Source organism: Streptomyces sp. NPDC002566 (genome assembly GCF_042889585.1).
Lineage (GTDB): Bacteria > Actinomycetota > Actinomycetes > Streptomycetales > Streptomycetaceae > Streptomyces.
The window spans coordinates 91,224-107,455 of sequence record NZ_JBIARD010000001.1; the positions used below are offsets into that span (position 1 = coordinate 91,224).

General features: G+C 71.9%; 12 protein-coding genes. 6 read left to right on the forward strand and 6 right to left on the reverse strand.

Going from position 1 to position 16,232, the window contains the following annotated elements:
• Positions 1-133: 133 nt before the first annotated feature.
• Positions 134-1,021 carry a S1 family peptidase gene (locus ACFYXA_RS00370; protein ID WP_389027015.1) on the forward strand — a complete coding sequence of 296 codons (888 nt, stop codon included), beginning with the start codon at positions 134-136 and terminating at the stop codon, positions 1,019-1,021.
• Between the two features lie 100 nt (positions 1,022-1,121).
• On the opposite strand, the gene ACFYXA_RS00375 is transcribed toward ACFYXA_RS00370, so the two are convergent.
• Positions 1,122-1,352, reverse strand: a complete 231-nt coding sequence (locus tag ACFYXA_RS00375; RefSeq protein ID WP_130438209.1) for a hypothetical protein — start codon at positions 1,350-1,352, stop codon at positions 1,122-1,124.
• 445 nt (positions 1,353-1,797) lie between these two features.
• On the opposite strand from ACFYXA_RS00375, the gene ACFYXA_RS00380 reads away from it, so the two are divergent.
• From ACFYXA_RS00380 to ACFYXA_RS00390, 3 genes are all read left to right on the forward strand, one after another.
• A complete protein-coding gene (locus ACFYXA_RS00380; RefSeq protein WP_389027018.1) occupies positions 1,798-3,921 on the forward strand; it encodes a type IIA DNA topoisomerase subunit B in 2,124 nt (707 codons plus the stop codon).
• 119 nt (positions 3,922-4,040) lie between these two features.
• Positions 4,041-4,607, forward strand: coding sequence for a DUF485 domain-containing protein (locus ACFYXA_RS00385; protein ID WP_389027020.1), 567 nt, complete (start codon positions 4,041-4,043; stop codon positions 4,605-4,607).
• On the forward strand, positions 4,604-6,196 hold the full coding sequence (locus ACFYXA_RS00390) for a cation acetate symporter (RefSeq protein ID WP_352245865.1): 1,593 nt from the start codon (positions 4,604-4,606) through the stop codon (positions 6,194-6,196). Before ACFYXA_RS00385 ends, ACFYXA_RS00390 begins: the two co-directional genes overlap by 4 nt.
• Before the next feature lie 26 nt (positions 6,197-6,222).
• On the opposite strand, the gene ACFYXA_RS00395 is transcribed toward ACFYXA_RS00390, so the two are convergent.
• From ACFYXA_RS00395 to ACFYXA_RS00410, 4 genes are all read right to left on the reverse strand, one after another.
• Positions 6,223-6,903: a response regulator gene (locus ACFYXA_RS00395; protein ID WP_130438205.1), complete on the reverse strand. Its 681-nt coding sequence runs from the start codon at positions 6,901-6,903 to the stop codon at positions 6,223-6,225.
• Complete coding sequence (locus tag ACFYXA_RS00400; protein WP_389027022.1) at positions 6,900-8,585, reverse strand: ATP-binding protein; 1,686 nt, start codon at positions 8,583-8,585, stop codon at positions 6,900-6,902. Before ACFYXA_RS00400 ends, ACFYXA_RS00395 begins: the two co-directional genes overlap by 4 nt.
• A 168-nt stretch (positions 8,586-8,753) precedes the next feature.
• Positions 8,754-9,698: a sucrase ferredoxin gene (locus ACFYXA_RS00405; RefSeq protein WP_389027024.1), complete on the reverse strand. Its 945-nt coding sequence runs from the start codon at positions 9,696-9,698 to the stop codon at positions 8,754-8,756.
• A 180-nt stretch (positions 9,699-9,878) separates the two neighbouring features.
• Positions 9,879-11,147 carry a citrate/2-methylcitrate synthase gene (locus tag ACFYXA_RS00410; RefSeq protein WP_389027027.1) on the reverse strand — a complete coding sequence of 423 codons (1,269 nt, stop codon included), beginning with the start codon at positions 11,145-11,147 and terminating at the stop codon, positions 9,879-9,881.
• A gap of 97 nt (positions 11,148-11,244) precedes the next feature.
• On the opposite strand from ACFYXA_RS00410, the gene ACFYXA_RS00415 reads away from it, so the two are divergent.
• Both ACFYXA_RS00415 and ACFYXA_RS00420 read left to right on the forward strand, forming a co-directional pair.
• On the forward strand, positions 11,245-12,420 hold the full coding sequence (locus tag ACFYXA_RS00415) for a citrate synthase/methylcitrate synthase (protein ID WP_389027029.1): 1,176 nt from the start codon (positions 11,245-11,247) through the stop codon (positions 12,418-12,420).
• Between the two features lie 112 nt (positions 12,421-12,532).
• Positions 12,533-13,621, forward strand: a complete 1,089-nt coding sequence (locus tag ACFYXA_RS00420) for a CobW family GTP-binding protein (protein WP_389027031.1) — start codon at positions 12,533-12,535, stop codon at positions 13,619-13,621.
• Positions 13,622-13,689: 68 nt separating this feature from the next.
• On the opposite strand, the gene ACFYXA_RS00425 is transcribed toward ACFYXA_RS00420, so the two are convergent.
• A complete protein-coding gene (locus tag ACFYXA_RS00425; RefSeq protein ID WP_389027033.1) occupies positions 13,690-16,146 on the reverse strand; it encodes a DNA topoisomerase (ATP-hydrolyzing) subunit A in 2,457 nt (818 codons plus the stop codon).
• Between the last annotated feature and the right edge of the window lie 86 nt (positions 16,147-16,232).

Below are 16,232 nucleotides of genomic sequence, written 5' to 3' on the forward strand. Positions count from 1 at the left end.
ACGTCACAGCGACGCCGAAGGCCCGGTTCCCCTGGGAGCCGGGCCTTCGGCCTGCCGTGGGCGCGCGGGTGCGCGTCGGCGCGCACTGGATCACCCTGGGTGTTCATCGATCACTTCAGAGTGAGGAGCGCGCATGCGTCGTCCCTTGGTCCGGGCGCTGACCCGGCCGCTGGTCCTGGCGACCGCGGCGATGGCCATACCCCTGGTGACAGCCGTACCGGCGGCCGCCGACGGGGTGGTCGTGGGTGGGTTCCCGGTCGATGTGTCCACCTCGCCGTGGACGGTCGCGCTGTCCAGCCGTGACCGGTTCGGAGGTACGAGGTCCGGGCAGTTCTGCGGAGGCGTGGTGGTCGGCACGTCCGCCGTGCTGACAGCCGCCCACTGTATGGGCCAGGAGGTGCTCGGAGCGCCCAGAGCGCGCGATCTGAAGGTCGTCGAGGGCCGCACCGACCTCTCCACCGGTGCGGGCCGGGAGATCGCCGTCAAGAGCGTCTGGGTGAACCCGGCCTACGACGGCGAGAGCAACTCCGGGGACTTCGCCGTCCTCACGCTCGCCGAACCCCTCCCGCAGACCTCGGTCGTCGCCATGGCCGCCGCGGGCGACCCGGCCTACCAGCCCGGCACGGAGGCCCTGGTCTACGGCTGGGGCGACACCACGGGCGGCGGCTCCTACCCGCACAGCCTGAGAGCGGCCCGTGTGCACGTCCTGCCCGACAGCTCCTGCGAGTCCGCCTACCCCGGCGGCCGCGACGGCAAGTACATGGCGAAGACGATGGTGTGCGCGGGGGAGGCGAAGGGCGGGCACGACTCCTGCCAGGGCGACAGCGGCGGCCCGCTGATCGCGCAGGGCCGGCTGATCGGGCTCGTCTCCTGGGGCAGCGGCTGCGGAGAGGCGGGGAACCCGGGCGTCTACACCCGTGTGTCCGACGTCGTACGGGCCTGGAAGGAGGCCCTGGCCGCCGGCTCCGGCTCCACGCCCGCCGAGGGCGCAGCCGTGGGCCGGTCAGGCGCGGCCCACTGAAGCGGGGAACACGAGTGCGGGCGGCCGCCCCTGGCGATCAGGGGCGGCCGCCCGCGTGCCGGCCTAGCCGGATCTGGCTCGTCGTCGAACGCGTCGGTTGTCAGCGCTCATCTTCGGAGGCGGATGCGGGAACGGTCGTCAGCCGCTCCGTCTCGTCCTGTATCTCAGCGGCGATCTTCTTGAGTTCCGGCTCGAACTTGCGGCCGTGGTGGGCGCAGAAGAGCAGTTCTCCGCCGCTGAGCAGGACGACGCGCACGTACGCCTGTGCGCCGCAGCGGTCGCAGCGGTCAGCGGCCGTCAGCGGGCTCGCGGGGGTCAGAACAGTAGTCACGTCGCCTCTTCTCTAGCTCGACGAGCTGTCGTACCAGGGTCAACATCCAACCAGCCCCAAAACGTTCCCGCTCGTGGCTTCTCCTCGGAAAAATTTTTCCGAAGCGGCCGTCTGCTGCCGGTTTGGCGGCGAATGTGCCGTATTGCGTGTCTGATGTGTCTTACGGTTTCGCGCTGTCGGTCATGGTCCGGTCCTCCCGGCTGGATTGCCGGTTTGCTCATGAGGACGTGCCCGGAGCCTAAATGGTTCATGCCTCGAAGGGAACGTGATATGTACTTCACCCCATCGAGGGATCGAACATCCATGCGAGTCTGGACTACTGTGAGTTTCGGACGAGGGTGGCGTTACAACGGCTCTACCAGGCCTCGGTACCCTCTTGGCGGCGACCGAAGCCGCGCCCTTACCCACAAGGGCCCACCGTGAAATTCAGCGAGGAGCGAACCGCGTGACCGCCGATACGTCCGTGCCGTCCACTGCGCTGCTGGCAGGAGCAGACCGGGACGGTTCCAACTACACCGCGCGGCACCTGCTCGTCCTCGAGGGGCTCGAGGCCGTACGCAAGCGCCCGGGCATGTACATCGGATCGACCGACAGCCGTGGCCTGATGCACTGCCTGTGGGAGATCATCGACAACTCCGTCGACGAGGCCCTGGGCGGCTACTGCGACCACATCGAGGTCGTCCTCCATGATGACGGCTCGGTGGAGGTGCGCGACAACGGCCGCGGCATCCCGGTCGACGTCGAACCCAAGACCGGCCTCTCCGGCGTCGAGGTCGTCATGACCAAGCTGCACGCCGGCGGCAAGTTCGGCGGCGGCTCCTACGCCGCCTCCGGCGGTCTGCACGGCGTCGGCGCCTCCGTGGTGAACGCCCTCTCCGCCCGCCTGGACATCGAGGTCGACCGCGGCGGCAGCACGCACGCGATCAGCTTCCGCCGCGGCGTTCCCGGCGCGTTCGCCGCGGGCGGACCGGAGGCGAAGTTCGAGGCCGCGGGTGGCCTGCGCAAGACCAAGCGGATCCCCAAGACCCGCACCGGCACACGCGTGCGTTACTGGGCCGACCGGCAGATCTTCCTCAAGGACGCCAAGCTCTCCCTGGACACGCTCCACCAGCGGGCCCGCCAGACCGCGTTCCTCGTGCCCGGCCTGACCATCGTCGTCCGCGACGAGTACGGCCTCGGTGAGGGCGGCAGCAAGGGTGAGGAGTCCTTCCGCTTCGACGGCGGCATCAGCGAGTTCTGCGAGTACCTCGCCACCGACAAGCCCGTCTGCGACGTGCTGCGCTTCACCGGGCAGGGCACCTTCAAGGAGACCGTGCCCGTCCTGGACGACCACGGTCAGATGACGCCGACCGAGGTCACCCGCGAGCTCGGCGTCGACGTCGCGATGCGCTGGGGCACCGGCTACGACACGACGCTGCGGTCGTTCGTCAACATCATCGCCACGCCCAAGGGCGGCACCCACGTCGCCGGCTTCGAGCAGGCCGTCGCCAGGACGATGAACGAGGTGCTGCGCACCAAGAAGATGCTGCGCGTCGCCGAGGACGACATCGTCAAGGACGACGCACTCGAGGGCCTGACCGCCGTCGTCACCGTGCGGCTCGCCGAGCCGCAGTTCGAGGGCCAGACCAAGGAGGTGCTCGGCACCTCGGCCGCCCGCAGGATCGTCAACACGGTGATCGCCCGGGAGCTCAAGGCGTTCCTGACCTCCACCAAGCGCGATGCCGCCGCTCAGGCGCGGGTCGTCATGGAGAAGGCCGTCGCCGCCGCACGCACGCGTATCGCGGCCCGGCAGCACAAGGACGCGCAGCGCCGCAAGACGGCCCTGGAGTCGTCCTCGCTGCCGGCCAAGCTCGCCGACTGCCGCAGCGACGACGTCGACCGCAGCGAGCTGTTCATCGTCGAGGGCGACTCCGCGCTCGGCACGGCCAAGCTCGCCCGCAACTCCGAGTTCCAGGCGCTGCTGCCGATCCGCGGCAAGATCCTCAACGTCCAGAAGTCGTCCGTCACCGACATGCTGAAGAACGCCGAGTGCGGCGCGATCATCCAGGTCATAGGGGCCGGCTCCGGGCGCACGTTCGACATCGACGCGGCCCGCTACGGCAAGATCATCATGATGACCGACGCCGACGTGGACGGCTCCCACATCCGGTGCCTGCTGCTGACCCTGTTCCAGCGCTACATGCGGCCCATGGTCGAGGCAGGCCGGGTGTTCGCCGCGGTCCCGCCGCTGCACCGCATCGAGCTGATCCAGCCCAAGCGCGGCCAGGACAAGTACGTCTACACGTACTCGGACCGCGAACTGCGCGACAAGCTCATGGAGTTCCAGAGCAAGGGCATCCGCTACAAGGACTCCATCCAGCGCTACAAGGGCCTCGGCGAGATGGACGCCGACCAGCTGGCCGAGACCACGATGGACCCCCGTCACCGCACCCTGCGCCGGATCAACCTCTCCGACCTGGAAGCGTCCGAGCAGGTGTTCGACCTGCTGATGGGCAACGACGTGGCACCGCGCAAGGAGTTCATCTCCAGCTCCGCGGCGACCCTGGACCGCTCCCGCATCGACGCCTAGCCCGCGGCGCCCCGGTTCGTCGTCGTTCCGGGGCGGCGCTCAGGCTCCTGGTCACCTGATGGAGTGAAGAGCACGGGGAAGAGAAGTCAGGGATCTTCCCGTTCTGTCCATCCTTGGGCATGCAGTCAAGCAACAGACGTGCCCTCGGCAGCGGGGACGGTTCCGAAAGTCCGGGCGACCATCGGCAGGGCCACGGTCTGGCGTTCGACGAAGCGCCGGCGGACGTGCGCTACGACGACCCCTGGTACGACGCGCTCGCTTCCGCCTGGGCCGAGGCGGGCGCCCCCACCGCGCCCCCGCCCGCGCCCGGCGTCCCGGCCGCGCGCCGGGCGCGTGAGGACGCCGCCGAGGCGGCCGCACAGGTCTACCTCGAAGTGCAGCGCAGCGAGGCCTTCCGGGACGTGCGGGGCCGCTACCGGCGGTTCGTCGTCCCCGCGACCGCCGGATTCCTCCTCTGGTACGTGGCCTACGTGGCCGCCGCGACCACCGCGCCCGGCCTCATGGCGCGGCCCGTCGCCGGCGCGGTGAACGTCGCGCTGCTCGCCGGCCTCGGCCAGTTCCTCACCACCTTCCTGCTCACCTGGGCCTACTCCCGGCACGCACGGCTGCGCAGGGACCGCGCGGCCCTCGAACTGCGCTGGGACACCCAGGAACTGACGCGCGGGGCGCAGGGCGGTGCCTCGTGACCGGCGACCACCAGACGCTGGCGCTGGCTCTGTTCAGCGCCTTCATCGCGGTCACCCTCGGCATCACGACCTGGGTGAGCCGCGACCGGCACGGCTCGGCGGAGGAGTTCTACGTCGGCGGGCGGCTGTTCTCGCCGATGGAGAACGGATTCGCCATCGCCGGCGACTACATGTCGGCCGCCTCCTTCCTCGGCATCTCCGGACTCATCGCCCTCTTCGGCTACGACGGCCTGCTGTACTCGGTGGGCTTCCTCGTGGCCTGGCTCGTGGTGCTCCTCCTCGTCGCCGAACTGGTGCGCAACTGCGGGCGGTTCACGCTCGCCGACGTCGTGGCGGCACGCATGCGCGAGCGGCCGGTGCGGATCGCGGCGGGAACTTCCTCGGTCACGGTGTCCGTTCTGTATCTGGTGGCGCAGATGGTGGGCGCGGGCAGCCTGGTGGCGCTGCTCCTCGGCCAGAACGGCGAGGCGGCGCGGGCCTGGACCGTCATCGGCGTCGGCGCGCTCATGGTGATCTACGTGTCGTTGGGAGGGATGCGGGCCACCACCTGGATCCAGATCGTGAAGGCGGTCCTGCTGCTCGGCGGCACCGTCGCGCTCACCGTGCTCGTCCTGCTGCGCTTCCACGGCGACTTCGACCGGCTGCTGCTGACGGCGGCCGAACGCAGCGGGCACGGCGCCGCGTTCCTCGCCCCCGGGCTGAAGTACGGCGGGGACTGGACGGCGCGGTGCGACTTCATGAGCCTCGGACTCGCGCTGGTTCTGGGCACCGCCGGTCTGCCGCACATCCTGTCCCGCTTCTACACCGTGCCGACCGCGCGGGCCGCCCGGCGTTCCGTGGTCTGGTCGATCGGGCTCATCGGCGGCTTCTACCTGATGACGATCGTCCTCGGCTTCGGCGCGGCGGCGATCGTCGGCCCCGACGCCGTCCGGGCGTCCAACGCGGCCGGCAACACCGCCGTGCCGCTGCTCGCCCTGGACCTGGGCGGCGGAGCCGGTTCCACGGGCGGCACGGTGCTGTTCGCGGTCGTGGCGGCCGTCGCGTTCGCCACCATCCTCGCGGTGGTCGCGGGGATCACTCTCGCCTCCTCGGCGTCCGTGGCCCACGACCTGTACGCCTCGCTGCGGCGCCGGCACACCGACCCCCGCGGCGAGGTCGCGGTCGCGCGGTTCGCCGCCGTCGGGGTCGGCGCGGTCGCGATCGGCCTCGGACTGCTGGCCCGCGACCTCAACGTCGCCTTCCTGGTGGGCCTCGCCTTCGCCGTCGCCGCGTCCGCGAACCTGCCGGTCCTGCTGTACTCGCTGTTCTGGCGGAACTTCACCACCCGCGGCGCGGTGTGGGCCGTCTACGGCGGACTCATCCCCGCCGTGGCGCTCGTGGTGCTGTCGCCCGTCGTGTCGGGCAGCCCCGAATCGCTGTTCCCGGCCGCCGACTTCCAGGTCTTCCCGCTGCAGAACCCGGGCCTGGTCTCCATCCCGCTCGGCTTCCTCGCCGGCTGGCTCGGCACCCTCACCTCGGGCGAGCGGCCGGACGAGGCCAAGCACGCGGAGACCGAGGTCCGCTCACTGACGGGAGCGGGCGCGGCCTAGCCCCATCGCCCCCGCTTCTGTTGTCCTCAGGCGCGGGTCACCCACACGTAACGGTGTTCCGGGCGGCCCGCGTCTCCGTACTTGAGGGTCAGCCGGGCTCTGCCGGTGCGCTCCAGGAGCTTCAGATAGCGCTGGGCGGTCTGGCGGCTCACCCCGGTGCGGTCGGCGATCTCCTGGGCCGACAGAGGCCCTTGGGCGCTCATCAGGGACTGGCGCACGAGTTCCGCCGTGGTGGGGGAGTGCCCTTTGGGCAGTCCCGGCTCCGAAGGGGCGGACAGAGCGCCGAAGATCCGGTCCACGTCCGCCTGTTCGGCCTCACCGCCGCCGTCGAGCGTCCGGCGCAGCTCTGCGTACGCCTCCAGCTTGGCGCGCAGACCGGCGAAGTTGAACGGCTTGACCAGGTACTGGAGGGCGCCGTGCCGCATCGCCGACTGCACCGTCGTGACGTCCCGCGCCGCCGTCACCATGATCACGTCCGCCTGGTGGCCGCGCCGGCGCATCTCCTGGACGACGTCCAGGCCCGTCTCGTCGGGCAGGTAGTGGTCCAGCAGGACCAGGTCCAGCCGTGGCAGCGACTCCAGTTGACGCAGCGCCTCGGCGGCGCTGTGCGCCTCGCCCGCGACGTGGAAGCCCGGCACCTTCTCGACATACGCGGCGTTGACCTGGGCGACCCTGGTGTCGTCGTCCACGACCAGGACCTCGATCATCGCGACTCCTCTTCGGCTGTGCCCTGCGCGGATGCGGCCAGGGCGGGTTCGAGGGCCGGTTCGGGTGCGGGCTCGGCCAGTGCCTCGGGCAGGACGACGGTGAACTCGGCGCCTCCGCCGAGCGCCTCGTCGACGCAGGCGCTGCCGCCCTGCCGTTCGGCGAGCCTGCGCACCAGGGAGAGGCCGATGCCGCGCTTGCCGTGCGCGGGCGGCTTCTTGGTGGACCAGCCCTCGGTGAACACCGACTCGCGGTGCTCCACCGGGATTCCGGGCCCTGTGTCGCGCACCCTGAGGACGGCGGTGCGTCCCTCGGCGCGGAGTTCGACCTCCACGCGTGCGTGCGCGGTCCCGGCGACGGCGTCGAGCGCGTTGTCCACCAGGTTGCCGACGACGGTGACCAGCCCGCGCGGATCCACCAGCCGGTCCGGGAGCTGTGTGCGCTCCGACACCCGCAGCGCCACCCCGCGTTCGGCGGCGACGGTCGCCTTGCCGACGAGGAGGGCGGCGAGCAGCGGGTCCTCGATCTTCTCGGTGACCTGCTCCGCGGTCGCCCGGTGGTCGCCGACCACCTCGCCGACGAACTCCACCGCGTCGTCGTACCGTTCCAGTTCGAGCAGTCCGAGAAGGGTGTGCATCCGGTTGGCGTGCTCGTGGTCCTGGGCGCGCAGCGCGTCGATCAGGCCGCGCGTCGAGTCCAGCTCACGGCCGAGCTGCTCCAGCTCGGTGCGGTCGCGCAGGGTGGCCACCGCGCCGCCGTCGTCGGTGGGCATGCGGTTGGCGATCAGGACGCGCTGCCCGCGCACGGTGATCAGGTCGGTGCCCGTCACCCGGCCGGCCAGGACGTCGGCGGTGCGGCCCTCGCCGAGCGCCTCGTCGGGAGTGCGGCCGACGGCCCGTTCCTCGCCGATGCCGAGGAGCCGCTGCGCCTCGTCGTTCAGGAGGCGGACGCGGCCCGCGCGGTCGAGGGCGACGACGCCCTCCCGGATGCCGTGCAGCATTGCCTCGCGTTCGGAGAGCAGCGCCGAGATGTCGGAGAAGGCCAGGTCACGGGTTTGCCGGTGGACCCGCCGGGAGATCAGCCAGGCGGCCAGGGCGCCCACCGCCAGGGCGCCCCCGGCGTAGGCGAAGAGTCCGGGTATCGCGTGGATCAGCCGCGCGCGCACGCTGTCGTACTCGATGCCGACCGAGACCGCCCCGACGATCCTGCCGTCGCTGTCCCTCAGAGGCACCTTGCCGCGCGCCGAGCGGCCCAGGGTGCCGCTGTCGATCCCCATGACCTCCCGGCCGGCGAGGGCCTCGCTGGGGTCCGTCGAGACATGGCCGCCGACCTGCGCGGGGTCGGGGTGCGACCAGCGCGTGCCGTGAAGGTCCATGATCACGACGTACTCGGCCCCGCTGGCCTCGCGGATGCGCTCGGCCTCCCGCTGCACCGGCCCGTGGACCGAGGGCGGGGTGTCGCGGAGGTCGTCGGCGAGCTGGGGCACCGCCGCGGTGGTCTGGGCGATGGCGAGCGCGCGGCGCATCGCCTGGTCGTCCAGCTGGTCGCTGAGCGGGGCGAGGAACAGCCCGGTGGCGAGCACCACGACGCCCGCGGCGATCGCGAGCTGCATGAGCAACACCTGCGAGACCATGCGGCGGGGCATGCCGAGGCGCAGGCGTCGAACGGGGGGAGCGGGGCTCATACCCATGACGGTACGTGGACGTGCCGGTCCAGCCGTAGGGGTGTGTGGCGGGGATCTCGCGAGGGTCTCCGCCGGCCGGTTCCCGGGCGGCTGTCGAGCGGCCGCCGCGGCGACTTCCGAGCGGCCCTGTGGAGGCGTCTCGTGGGCCCGGGAACGCGCGGGGCGGCGTCAGCCCGCCAGCGCCCCGGCGGGCGACAGCTCGCGCACCGACTCCACGTCCATCCGCGACGGGGAGCCCAGCACGGACGCCCCGCAGCTCTCCGGACGCGGCGGCAGCGACGCGCCCTGCGCCACGACGACACGCCAGTGCCGCCCGTCGGCGTGCGCGACCGTCACCTCCCAGCGCGGCGCCCCGCCCTGGGTGGCGACGACGGTGAGCGCCTGCGCTCCGTACTCGCCGACCGCCGCGCGCACGGCGAGTTCCGCCGCCTGGCCGGGCCGCTCCCAGGCCGAGCAGCCGCGGCTCCCCTCCACGACGATCCGCCCCTCCTGCGCTCCGTGCAGGACCTCCTTGAGGGCGTGCGCCTCGGCGCGGCCGTACGCGTAGCCGTACGGGAGCACGAGCGCCGTGGGGGAGAAGCGGTGCCCGCCCAGGTGGGTCACCTCCCAGACGCCGTCCGCATTCGAGGCGGCGAGTTCGGCGGCGAGCGGGCGGCCCAGCAGCGCACAGCAGCGGTCGCGCTTGCCGTTGGTGCAGACGAGGGCGAGCGGACCGCCGGTGTGCGGACGGCCGTCCAGCGCCGTTTCGAAGGAGCGGGGTTCCCCGCGGCCCAGGGCGGCGTAGTCGAGGTCCAGCAGCCGGCTCGGGTCGCTGGTCGTGGCGCTGCGGATCCACACCCGCCCGGGGACCGTGTGGGCGGCGTACACGCGGCGCAGCCGCGGCGTGCCGAAGTCGGCGTGCGGTCCGGGACGCCGGATGAGCACGACGCGTACGCCCGTGTCCTTCGCTGCGGCCTCAAGGGCGCGGCCCAGCACGGGGTCGAGGTGGCTCGACACGAGCGCCTTGGCGCCCCAGGGGCCGGGCTGTTCCACCAGGAGCCAGGTCCTCGCCGTGGGCGCGGTCCCGGACATGGGCTCGTCGAGGTCCCGCGCGACAGACGTGCACGTACTCACAGAGGTGAGCCTAACCTGACTTCGCCCGGAGCGACTTCCCGGTCCGCCGAGTGTCCTCGCGCGGCGGGCACGTACGCGTGCGCCGCGCTGTCCGGCGGCCTGCACATGACCCCAGGTCAGCGCGTGTCGCAGTCGCCTGCCCGGTGCTTCTCGCCGCACCAACCGGTGACGCCCCGAGTGTCATTCCGGCAGCGCCCGGGTCGGCTTCGGCCCGACGTAGTGGCCGCTCGGGCGCATCCGCAGGGGCTGCTCGCCGTACTCCTCCAGGGCGTGGGCGATCCAGCCCGCCGTCCTGGCGACGGCGAAGACGGCCTCGCCGGCCGAGGCCTGCATGCCGCAGGAGACGGTGAGCACGGCGAGCGCAAGGTCGACGTTGGCGTGCAACGAGGTGTGCCGCGCGGTCGTGATCACGACGTCGCGGGCCGCGGCCAGTGCGGGCGCCGCCTCTGGGATCTCCTCCAGGAGGGCGAACAGGACGCGCGCGCGTGGGTCCTCGCCCGGGTAGAGCCGGTGTCCGAGCCCCGGGATGCGGCGGCCGGCCCGCAGCTCCTCGGCGATCACGGGCGCCGCCGAGCCGTGGTCGAGCACCTCCAGCAGCAACCGGTGGGCGAGCCCGCTGGCCGCGCCGTGCAGCGGCCCCTCGATCACGCCCAGCCCCGCTGAGACGGCCGCGTAGGCGTGCGCGCGGGCGCTCGCGGCGACGCGCACGGCGAGCGTCGAGGCGGCCAGGTCGTGGTCGACGAGGAGGCCGAGGGCCGTGTCCAGGGCGTGCAGCGAGGCCTCGGTGGCGGGCAGGCGGCTCAGCCGGCCCCACAGGCGGTACGCGATGGACCGGCCGTCCTGATGGGCGGGGTTCCTGGGCTGCAGGGCGGCGACCAGGGTGGGGATGAGGGTGCGCGCGGTGCCCAGGACGGCGTCCTTGGACAGGTCGAAGCGCAGGGGGTCGGCGACGGCGGCGGCGACCGCGGCGACGCGCAGCCGGTCGGTGGGGCCGGTGTGCGCGGGCAGCGCGTTGGCCGCGCGGTGGGCGGCGTCGATGGAGGCGGGCGGCGCGGTGAAGGTGGCCCCGCGCTGCATTCGCCCGGTCCACAGCCACTCGGCGACCTCCTCGTAGGAGTGCCGGACGGCGAGCTCGGCGGCGTCGACGCCGCGGAAGTAGTAGCGGTCGTCCTCGATGAGGGTGAGGCGGGTGCGCACGGACAGTTCGGCGCCGGGCGTCTGGCCCGTCCCGCTGTCCCGCCGGTTGCGCCGGGCGAGCGCCTCGACCTCGTCGGCGTCGAAAGTGCTGCCCCGGCCGCCTGCCGCGCGCCGGCTGCTGAGCTGGCCGCGGCTGACGTAGGCGTACACGGTCTCGGGTTTCACGCCGAGCAGTTCGGCGGCCTCCTTGGTGCTCAGCCGCCGCTCGGGGCGGCCGGGACCGCCGGTCCGGCCGTGTTCTTGATCGCGCATGGGATCACCGTATCCAGGAGCTCGATATATTGATTCAATCAATATTGACACCATCAAATCAATCATGGACAGTCGAATCAAGTTCAGGGAGGAAAACATGTCCGTCAACAGGTCCGCAGCCGCACCCGTCGAAGCACCGCGAGGACTCGCCGGAGTCGTGGTCGCCGACACGGAGGTCGGCGACGTCCGGGGCCGCGAGGGCTTCTACCACTACCGGCAGTACTCGGCCGTGGAACTCGCGCGCACCCGCCGTTTCGAGGACGTCTGGCACCTCCTCGTCCACGGCGAGCTGCCCGACGGGCCTCGCGGCGATGCCTTCGCCACCGAGACCGCGGCCCTTCGCCGCCTGCCCGACCAGGTGACGCGGGCGCTGCCGGCCATCGCCGCCGCCGCGAACGGCAACCCCCTCGCCGGGATGCGCACGGCGCTCTCCCTCCTCGGCGCGGCACGCGGCTTCCGCCCGGTGTACGACATCGACGCGGACCAGCGCCGCGAGGACACCGTCGTGGCGGCCGCGGCCGTTCCGACGCTGCTCACCGCGCTGTACCGGCTGGGGAAGGGGCTCGAACCCGTCGAGCCGCGCGAGGACCTGCCGTACGCGGCCGGCTACCTCCACATGCTGACGGGGGCAGAGCCGGAGCCGGAGCAGGCGAGGGCCGTCGAGCAGTACCTGATATCGACCATCGACCACGGCTTCAACGCGTCGACGTTCACCGCCAGGGTCATCGCCTCGACCGGCGCGGACGTCGCCGCCTGTCTCGTCGGAGCGGTGGGCGCCCTCTCGGGGCCGCTGCACGGCGGCGCGCCCAGCCGCGCCCTGGACACCCTGGACGCGATCGGCACGCCGGACCGCGTCGACTCCTGGATCCGGGACCGCGTCCTCGCAGGCGAGCGGATCATGGGCTTCGGGCACGCCGTCTACCGCACCGAGGACCCGCGCTCACGGATGCTCCGGGAGATCGCCCAGAGCTTCGGGGGCCCGCGCGTCGACTTCGCCGTCGAGGTCGAGCGACGCGTCGAGGCGATCCTCGCCGAGCTGAAGCCGGGCCGGGAACTGCACACCAACGTGGAGTACTACGCCGGCGTCGTCATGGAGCTGTGCGGTCTGCCCCGCGAGATGTTCACCCCGACCTTCGCGGCGGGCCGGACGGTGGGCTGGAGCGCGAACATCCTGGAACAGGCCCAGGACTCGAAGATCATCCGCCCGGCCGCGCGGTACGTGGGCCCGGCGGCGCCGGTGGAGGTGCCGGCGGCGACTCCCGGCGCAGCGTGAGCCGGACCGTTCCGAGAGCGGCCGGACGCTGCTGACGGGCGATCTTCTCGTGGTGTCTTCACCGGCTCGTATCCTGGCCCGGCATGCCCCCAGGTGTCAGAGAGGTCGCACGTTGACGCAGAGCCGAACCCCGCAGCAGATCCCGGTCGTCGTTCTCGCCGGCTTCCTGGGCTCCGGCAAGACGACTCTGTTGAACCACCTGCTGCACCGCAGCGGAGGCAGCCGGATCGGCGCCCTCGTCAACGACTTCGGCGCCATCGAGATCGACGCCATGGCCGTCGCCGGCGCGCTCGGCGACTCCACCGTCTCCCTCGGCAACGGCTGCCTGTGCTGCGCCGTCGACGCGAGCGAACTCGACGTCTACCTGGAGCGGCTCGCCCGGCCCGCCACCGGCGTCGACGTCATCGTCATCGAGGCCAGCGGCCTCGCCGAGCCCCAGGAACTCGTCCGGATGGTGCTGGCCAGCGAGCACCCGGCGATCGTGTACGGCGGACTCGTGGAGGTCGTCGACGCCGCCGAGTTCGACGAGACCCGCACCAAGCACCCGGAGATCGACCGGCACCTCGCCCTCGCCGACCTGGTCGTGGTGAACAAGCTGGACCGGGCGCCCGACGCCGACCGGGTCCTCGGCCTGGTCCGGTCCCTCACCGACCGGGCCGCCGTCGTCCCCGCCACCTACGGCCGCATCGACCCCGAGCTCCTCTTCGACTGCCGGCCGAGCGAGGAGCGCATCGGGCAGTTGTCGTTCGACGACCTGCACCGCCACACGGACGACGCCGGCCACGCCGACCATCTGCACGCCGCCTACGACAGCCTCTCCTTCGCCCGCGAAGCGCCCCTCGACCCGCGCCGGACGATGTCGTTCCTGGACAGCCGCCCCGAGGGCCTGTACCGGATCAAGGGGTACGTCGACTTCGGCCCGCACGACCCCCACAACCGCTACGCCGTGCACGCCGTGGGCCGCTTCCTGCGCTTCCACCCCGAGCCTTGGCCGCCCGCCGAGCCACGCCGCACCCAGCTCGTCCTGATCGGTGCCGGCATCGACGCCACCGCCCTCACGGGCGAACTGGAGGCCTGCGTGAGCGACGCCCGGGAGCCCGACGAGCACGCCATGTGGGGCGTCCTGCGCTATGTACGGGATCCCGAGCCGCAGGCGCTCGAGGACGTCGAAAGCCTCGAGACCGGCCTCGCACAGCCCTGAGACGGCGGGTGGCCGACCCCCTGGAGGGGCCGGCCACCCGCCCAAGGGAACCCTGGGATGCGGTATCCCTACACCGGCCCCGCCACCACCGACACGATCTTGGCCAGGGAGACGCCAGAGCCGTCGCGGCGGGGGTCCATCTCCGGCAGTTCGGCCGGCAGGCCGTTCTTCTGCGCGGCACGCGCCGGGGCGGGCCCCGCCCAGGCCAGGGACAGGCAGTCCTCGCCCTTCAGGAACCGCTGGCAGCGCACACCGCCGGTGGCGCGGCCCTTGCGCGGGTACTGGTCGAACGGGGTGAGCTTGGCGGTCGTCTGGACGGAGTCGTCCAACGTGCCGCGCGAGCCGGCGACGGTGAAGACCACCGCGTCCGCCGCCGGGTCCACCGCGGTGAACGAGATCACCTTGGCGCCCTCGGCGACCTTGATGCCGGCCATGCCGCCCGCCGCACGCCCCTGCGGACGGACCTGCCCGGCCTGGTAACGGAGCAACTGGGCGTCGTCCGTGATGAAGACCAGGTCCTCCTCGCCCGTGCGCAGCTCCACCGCGCCGACGATCCGGTCGCCCTCCTTGAGGGTGATGACCTCCAGCTCCTCCTTGTTGGACGGGTAGTCCGGCACCACCCGCTTGACCACGCCCTGCGCGGTGCCGATCGCGAGCCCGGGGGAGGACTCGTCGAGCGTGGTGAGGCAGACCAGCGTCTCGTCGCCCTCCAGGGAGACGAACTCCGCGACCGGCGCGCCGCCCGACAGGTTCGGCGCCGAGGCGGTGTCCGGGAGCTGCGGCAGGTCCACGACGTTGATCCGCAGCAGCCGGCCCGCGGAGGTGACCGCGCCGATCTCCCCGCGCGCGGTGGCAGGAACGGCGGAGACGATCACATCGTGCTTGGTCCGCCGGACGTCCCCGTCCTCGGCGAAGGGCTCGCCGTTCGCCGTACGGGCCAGCAGGCCCGTCGAGGAGAGCAGCACCCGGCACGGGTCGTCGGCCACCTGGAGCGGCACGACGGCCGCCGACGTGCCCGACGACTCCAGCAGGACCGTACGGCGCTCGGTGCCGAACTTCTTCGTCACCGCCGCCAGTTCCGCCGAGACCAGCTTGCGCAGCTCCGCGTCCGACTCCAGGATCCGGGTCAGCTCGGTGATCTCCTCGTTGAGCTTCTCCTTCTCCGCCTCCAGCTCGATGCGGTCGTACCTGGTGAGCCGGCGCAGCGGCGTGTCCAGGATGTACTGCGTCTGCACCTCGGACAGGGAGAAGCGCTCGATCAGGCGCTGCTTGGCCTCGGCGCTGTTCTCGCTGGAGCGGATCAGCCGGATGACCTCGTCGATGTCGACGAGCGCCGTGAGCAGGCCCTCCACCAGGTGGAGGCGGTCGCGCCGCTTGCCGCGGCGGAACTCGCTGCGCCGCCGCACGACCTCGAAGCGGTGGTCGAGGTAGACCTCCAGAAGCTCCTTCAGGCCCAGCGTGAGCGGCTGACCGTCCACCAGCGCCACGTTGTTGATGCCGAAGGACTCCTCCATCGGCGTCAGCTTGTAGAGCTGCTCCAGGACCGCCTCCGGCACGAAGCCGTTCTTGATCTCGATGACCAGGCGCAGTCCGTGCTCGCGGTCGGTGAGGTCCTTGACGTCGGCGATGCCCTGGATCTTCTTCGAGCCGACCAGGTCCTTGATCTTGGCGATGACCTTCTCGGGGCCGACGGCGAACGGCAGTTCCGTCACCACCAGGCCCTTGCGGCGGGCCGTCACCGTCTCCACCGACACCGTCGCACGGATCTTGAAGGAGCCGCGGCCCGTCTCGTAGGCGTCGCGGATGCCGGACAGGCCGACGATGCGGCCGCCGGTGGGCAGGTCGGGACCCGGGACGTGCCGCATCAGGGCGTCCAGATCCGCGTTCGGGTGCCGGATCAGATGGCGGGCGGCCGCGATCACCTCGGCCAGGTTGTGCGGCGGCATGTTGGTGGCCATGCCGACCGCGATGCCGGAGGCGCCGTTGACCAGGAGGTTGGGGAAGGCGGCGGGCAGGGCCACCGGCTCCTGCTCCTGGCCGTCGTAGTTGGGCGCGAAGTCGACCGTGTCCTCGTCGATCGACTCGGTCATCAGGCTCGTCGCCGCCGCCTGACGGCACTCGGTGTACCGCATGGCGGCCGGCGGGTCGTCGTTGCCCAGCGAACCGAAGTTGCCGTGGCCGTCGACCAGCGGCACGCGCATGGAGAAGGGCTGGGCCATGCGCACCAGCGCGTCGTAGATCGACGCGTCGCCGTGCGGGTGCAGCTTGCCCATGACCTCGCCGACGACACGGGCGCACTTCACATAGCCGCGGTCGGGGCGCAGGCCCATCTCGTTCATCTGGTAGACGATGCGGCGGTGCACGGGCTTGAGGCCGTCGCGGGCGTCCGGCAGGGCGCGCGAATAGATGACCGAGTACGCGTACTCGAGGAAGGAGCCCTGCATCTCGTCGACGACGTCGATGTCGAGGATCTTCTCCTCGTACGAGTCGTCGGGAGGCGGGGTCTTCGTGCTGCGGCGGGCCATCGCTGCCGGCTCCTCCTGTGTTCTGGTCGCTCGCCTGCGGGGCGCTCGCGTGCTGAGGCGTGTGACGGGATCTGACGCGGACCATT